Raw genomic sequence first — 6,385 nt, 5'->3', positions numbered from 1 at the left:
CGGCCGCGTCAACCGGTGCACGATCCCGTTGTCCCGGCAGATCCGATCGAACAGCACCTCACCGCCATGCCCGAACCGGTCGGTGAACTACTTGCGGACCGATCCGGGACCCGCCGTGGTCCACCAGGAACACGTGGCCGAAATCACCAGGCCGATCAGGGGCCACACGCCGTAGACGCGGGACGGTTCCCTACGGCTGGCGGTAGAAGGCGCCAGCGTCAAACCCAAACAAGGGAGTCGAAAATGGCTCAGCCCTCTGATGCCGAGATCACTCGGCTGCAGGCGGAAGCGGACCAGCGCCAGATGGATGAGCGCGCTGCGATCGAAGAGGCCGCCCGGAAAGCCCAGGAGGCTTTGCGGAAGGCACAGGAAGGGAAGTAGCCCTCCCCGCTGAACGACTGGCCCCGGCGCTGACCGGGCCCCACCCGCAAGGGCCGGCATCATGCCGGGCCCTTGCTCTCATCCGCTCCCTTCGGTCACGAACCCCCCGCCCCGTAAGGCCAGACACCCCGCACCACTTCCGACCATCCGAACGACGCCGAGTACTGAGGCGATCAGCGCCCGCGCGAACGCGACCGGGGTGAGCCATTAGCGGCTCATGGTCGAGGCCGCCATCGCCCGCCTTCCCGCCGGCGATACCAGCAAGCCGGTCATGACCGCCACCGAGCGGCGCGCCCTGGTGGTGGAATTCCTGGCCGTGCGCCGTTAGGTCGCGGGGATCGCAGTGAACGTCAACCAGCTCGCCAAGGCCTCCAACGCCGGGCATCCCCCCGACGAGCCGGCGCCCGCACTGCGCGCCGTGCAGCAGGCCGCCCTCGGCGTGCGCGGCGTTCAGCACGCTGACCATCGCGCCCACCGCCGTCCAGCGGCCGCTCACCACGGCGTCAGGTGCGCGACCTCGCCCACCCGCCCCCAGGTCGGCCGTGTCGACGCGCTCCTCCCCCACTGGTGCGACCACGTGCACTGCGCCTCCGGCGGTCTCCACGAACTTCAGCTCCTGGCCGCTGGCGTCTGCATCGGTAGCAGTATCTGGGCCCGGGCCAGCGCGCCGCCCGCGCGCACGGCGGGACGGGCCCGGTCGTTGCCGACTGGTCGATCGAGAAGGGGGCGCCGGTGGAGGGCCTGGCCGCTTTGTGCGCCGAGCGCCGCGCCCAAGCCCCGACTCCTGGGCGACCGCGTCCTCGCCGCAGTGGAGGCCGATGAGGGCCCGCTGGGCGCCGACGACCTCCTGGCCGCGGTCGCTGCCGAGGGCGTCGTGCGCACCGAGCACGGGCTGGGCCGTACCCGCATCGGCCCCGTCCGGCCTGCCGCCGAGACATTAATCACGGTGCAGTTGCCAACGGCGACGCCGCACAGACAGTCACCAACTCCAGGCGATAGTCGCTTGGCGTTCACTGCAAAGGAGCAAGCCCATGGCAGAGTCGTGTGATCAGAAGGGGCACTCCTGGGGGCGTTGGATCCCGCTCCGGGGGGACGACGGCAGGACTATTCCTGGGGTCGAGGCGCGCGCGTGCGGGCGCTGCCACGAGTTCCAGAAGCGCCCGAAGTAGTCCCGTTCTCTTCCTCGCACAGAGGGCGTGAGCCCGGCTAAACCGAGTCCCTCGGGTTCTAGCTACTTGTAGTAGCTCCTGAGTAACTACAAGCAACGAGTGCGGAGGTCGAACTGACCCTCGCGCCGATGGCCTGACGCACGGGTTAGGCCCGTGTGTCAGGCCATCGACGGGCCAGGGCGGGAGGGCTCAAACCCCTCCCGCCTCTTCTTCTTCATCTTCGGTCGGCAACGCGTAAAGAGGTCGTGACCGCAGAACCCGCCGCGCCTCGGTCTCACACCGCATGACCCCCAGGTTGCTGCGCCCCATCGGGAGTCGAGTCTCTGCCCTCACCGTTCAGCCGCGTCGGCATCTTCATATCGGCCGTCCGGTAGAGGGCGCCGGGAAGGTTCTCAAGACGCGCGCAGGGCGTGTACGCGCGAGGTCCCGCCAGATGTTCTTCTAACAACGGCGGAGTCGACGCGGCCGTTTACACCGGAGTCCCAGAAGGGACTCCGGGGATTTTGCCGGCACGGTTCGCTCACCGGCCTGGCCTGGCCCGGGCCGGGCTGTTGACCTGAGAGTGGAGCTCGTGATCGCGACACCGGATGCGGCAGCGGCCGGACCGAGGCTCGCTGTGGGGGTGGTGCCGGACGGGGCATGGCTGAGGGCGCAGTTGCGTGGCGAGCTGGTTTTGTTCACCTCTCCGGCGCTGCTGGACCGGGTCGGGATACTGATCTCCCCAGGAGAGCCCGCAGATCGCGCTGGAGTTGGCGCGGTGACCTTCTGCGACTCCCACGGGCTCAACGCCCTGGTCCGGCTGTGGAAGTGCGCGATTGCCGCCAGGCGGGGAGATGGCGCTGCTGCGGCCGCATCCGCGGGTGGCCCACGTGCTGACCCTGACCGGGCCGGACCGCCACATCCCCGGCGTGACACCCCTCCCGACCTGAACCCGCCCGGGTCGGCGTGGCCGCCGATCTGGCGGGGTGAGTTAGTTCGGTCTGTGCGTGCCCGAGCGTGCGGCGCGGAGGGGTTTCCATGGCCCTGGGCTGACCCGCCTAACCCGGCTTACTTCGCGCAGGTCATCGCGGGGTTAGCCCGTCTGGGAAGCGGAATGAGAAACCTAACCCGGTTCCCGGCGGCCTGGTCCTCGTTGACGTCTGTGCAGTCTCTGCGACCACGGCAGGCTCAGATCGCGTTGCGGGGTCGCCGCACCCTCCGTAACGGGTTCACCGGCGCTCAGGGGCGCGCTGGGCGCCGGTGGGGCGCAGTGGTGGCCGACCCTGGAGCTGGAGGGAGTCGATGAACTACGCGACCGCCGGATGAGCCACCGGGCGGGCCCAGGCTCGGCGTGCGGGTGTCGCGCGTCGAGTTGGTCGACAGGCGACCGTGTGGGGCGTGTGGGGCGTGTGGTGGCCTAGATCTCGTTGCCAGTCCTGGCCGGCCGCAAACGATCTATTGAGCCGGTGCTCAGCACCGGGTCACGCCAACCCGCGCGACAAAGCAAAACCTCCAGGAGGATCACCATGACCCGTATCGAACGTGCCAAGGACTTGAACGACGCTGGCGCCCTGGCCGCCCAGAGCGGCCAGGAGGTGGTGACGGGCCTGACTGTCGATCAGGACGGTGTCACCAGGGCCATCGTGGGCGACCCCGCGACCGGCACCGGCCGAGCCGTCGACCTCAACCACCGCCGGTAAGGCGGTCAGGCCCACGCTTGTGGGAGTACCGGGCCGGTCCCCGGCCTCGAAGACCATTCGAGGCCGCGGACCGGCCTTCTTCAATCCAGCACCCCGACAAACCCCGAAGGCCGGGCCGGACGGCCGGGATCGGCCCGTTCGTTGCATCTCCCGGTGCCCGAACGGTGATCGGATGCCGGGCCGGCTCTCGCCGGTCCCGCCGAGAACTTCGCTTGCCCATCAGCCGCCTGCCCCGTGTCGTGAAGCGGAGCCTGGCCGGGCCCTTACGCTCTGCCACCGTAGAGCGCGCCACCGATAGTTCAGCGTTCCTGGAGCGCAGGCAGTCCGCTGGGGTTGACACGCCATGCTCGGTGCCCGCATCGCAGCGGCCGGTGCGCTGCCGCGCCGCCGGGATCGGCAAGGCCCGCAGAGGCGAAACGGGGGCGCCACAGCGTCTTGCTGGGCGCTGCCGGAGGAGGGTCTGGGACGGGCGCTAGCCTCCCGCTTTCATGGCGGGTTGATTCCGGCTGGTCGTTGACATGAGAAAAGTGCTCCTGAACTGGGAGGATAGGGCTTGCTGAAGGTCCTGTCCGCGCCGAGTTCTGGAGCACTTTCCAAGTGAAGACTACCGGCCGCAAGGCCAAGATCGTGGTGTCTGGGGACGGTGCGGGAATCGCCTCCCAGGCGGGCGGCCTACTGCTGATCGAGGCGCTGCGGGTGACGGGCCTGGACCAGGGCCTGTCACGGGCGCTGGCGCGGTGGCGGACGCCGCGGGCGGTGCATGATCCGGGGAAGATCGTGACGGACCTGGCGGTGATGCTGGCGCTGGGCGGGGACTGCCTGGCCGACGTGGCGGTGCTGCGCTCCTCACCGGGGTTGTTCGGGCCGGTGGCCTCCGATCCGACGGTGTCGCGGCTGGTCACCACTCTGGCCCAGGCCGGGCCGGCGGCGTTGCGGGCGATCCGCACGGCGCGAGCCCACGCACGCGCCAGCGGGGCCTGGGTCCTGGCCGGTGATCGTGCTCCGGGCGCCGGCGGCGGCCTCATCCCGGTGGACCTGGACGCGACCATCGTGATCGCGCATTCCGACGAGGAACAGGCCGCCCCGACATGGAAGCGCACCTTCGGCCACCACCTGATGACCGCGTTCATCGACCACGGCCCCGGCGGGACCGGTGAGGCCGCCGCGCTGGTGCTGCGGCCCGGCAACGCCGGGCCCAACACCGCCGCCGACCACATCACCGCAGGCCGCCTGGCCCTCAACCAGATCCCCACCCGCCTGCACAAACAGGTCATCATCCGGACCGATTCGGGTGGCGGCACGCACGAGTTCCTGGACTGAGTCACCGCCCGCCGCGTCAAGTACTCGATCGGGTTCAACCTCACCGACGACATCTGCGCCGCCATCCTCGCCCTGCCCGAACACATCTGGCGGTGCGCCTACGACGCCGACCGACAGGCACGCCCCCGGGGCATGGGTGACCGAGCTGACCGGCATGCTCGACCTGACCGGCTGGTGTCCACTCCCGCGCGCCGCCGCCGCCAGGTGTCAGGGCGGGTAACCGGCAGGTCGGGTTCCTTGCCGCTCAGTGAACGCACGTACTTTGGCGCGGTTTCCGCACACGCGCATGGAGCACCACCGACGGGACGCGTTCTTGGAGGTGTCCCAGAACACCCAGGCGCAGTCGTGTGCCGGGCAGCGCCGTACCCGCGACCACTCCCCTCGTACGGATGCGGTGAAATAGGCGGCGGCAATCTGGCCTAGGGGGCTGGAGATTGATCCGCCGTTGTCCGTGGCTAGAACGGGCCCGGTTCGGGTCGAGTTCGCGTCGGTCGGCAGGTGGATCGTGAAGGTCAAGGAGGCGAGCACAACCTGCGCAGCCCATACGTCGTCGAGGTCGGGCCGTTCTCCCGTGTTGGCAAGTGCCAGGCTGCGGAGGCCGCGTCTAAGATCGATCGCCGCCTGAAGGCTGGATGCTGTCACGACGGGCAGGGAGGAGAACAGCCCTTGCTCGACAAGCCAGTCCGCCAGGGCTGCGGGCCCATCGTCGAACACGTCGGTGCCTTCCTCGACATTGACGGTGTTTAGGAAGGCGACGAGGGGTCGGATCGATCGGGGAAGTTCTGGCATGGGTTGCTCCGCGGACCACTTTAACCAACATACCCATCTGCCGGTTGACGCCCACCTGCTAACCACCTAATATCTTCACAGGTTAGTTGGATGAAGAGGTGGCGGCCGCATGCAGTCATAGCCCGAAGACTTTAGAGGCGACTTGCACACGTGAACGCCTGGACCAGCAACGGCGGCAGCCAGCATCTCGACTGGGCGGAGATCGGCGGTGACTGCAACGGCGTGAAAGAAATCGTGACGTGGGTCGACCAGCACTAAGTGGCCGCGACAGCTGTGCGATCACGTGAAAGCCTAGCGACGGATACCGATCCATAGTGATGGCCTTTGCTGCGGCACAACCCGTTCGACGGCTTCGCGACGCGCGCTGGAGACAGTTACCAAACCTCGTACGGATCGGCCTTTCTACAGTTGACCACGCGGGCCGCGGGACTTTTTTGGCGGGATACGCGAGGCCTCCTTGAGCACTTCCGTAGGTGCGAGATCCCTCTCCTGCACCGGTTCGACGAGAACTCATGAAGATCTACACTATTCGGCGGCGTACTCCCTGGATACCGACGCTACCGTGCACGCGCCGTTCGACCGCCGGCCTGTCGGCTCATCCCGAGTTCGGGAGCACTGACTGGCTTGATGCCCAGTCCGGATGGTGACGTAACGTGCAGAGTCACTGAGATCGATGCGGGATCTGGAATCGACGTCGGCGGTACGACGAGTACTACCTGGACCACGATGCGGCGATTCTTACCTGGCTGGATCCGACCCCGGCGTTTTATGCCAACGAGTGTTCTTCGAGTTATTCGACTACCCCATAGCATGCATTGAGTAGCGCCGCTCCGCTGGCGATCAAGTACCTGACACATCATCGCGTAACGGAGAATCCGCAATGATTACCATCCTTGCCGCCCCGACCAACCTCGGTCTGCGTCCACCGCAGGAGACCAGTGTCCCCGGATGTGCCAAGGCACCCGAGGCGTTGCGCGAAGCCGGCCTGTACTCCCGGCTTCTCCGCAGTGGTGCCCAGGACGCCGGCGTCGTCCTCGCGGGACGGTA

The 6,385-nt window shown here is 67.9% G+C and carries 3 protein-coding genes; 2 read left to right on the top strand and 1 reads right to left on the bottom strand.

Annotated elements, in window-relative coordinates; translation table 11 throughout:
* Nucleotides 1–3,055: 3,055 nt before the first annotated feature.
* Both AB0C84_RS45010 and AB0C84_RS45005 read left to right on the top strand, forming a co-directional pair.
* Entirely contained in the window at nucleotides 3,056–3,229 is a 174-nt protein-coding gene (locus AB0C84_RS45010) for a hypothetical protein (protein WP_361078829.1), read from the top strand.
* Between the two features lie 597 nt (nucleotides 3,230–3,826).
* On the top strand, nucleotides 3,827–4,549 hold the full coding sequence (locus AB0C84_RS45005) for a transposase (RefSeq protein WP_361078826.1): 723 nt from the start codon (nucleotides 3,827–3,829) through the stop codon (nucleotides 4,547–4,549).
* Between the two features lie 207 nt (nucleotides 4,550–4,756).
* On the opposite strand, the gene AB0C84_RS45000 is transcribed toward AB0C84_RS45005, so the two are convergent.
* On the bottom strand, nucleotides 4,757–5,338 hold the full coding sequence (locus AB0C84_RS45000) for a CGNR zinc finger domain-containing protein (RefSeq protein ID WP_361078823.1): 582 nt from the start codon (nucleotides 5,336–5,338) through the stop codon (nucleotides 4,757–4,759).
* Nucleotides 5,339–6,385: the final 1,047 nt, after the last annotated feature.

This window comes from Actinomadura sp. NPDC048955 (genome assembly GCF_040649435.1).
In the GTDB taxonomy this organism is placed as follows: domain Bacteria; phylum Actinomycetota; class Actinomycetes; order Streptosporangiales; family Streptosporangiaceae; genus Spirillospora; species Spirillospora luteofluorescens.
This window is presented reverse-complemented; position numbering and strand designations above follow the sequence as displayed.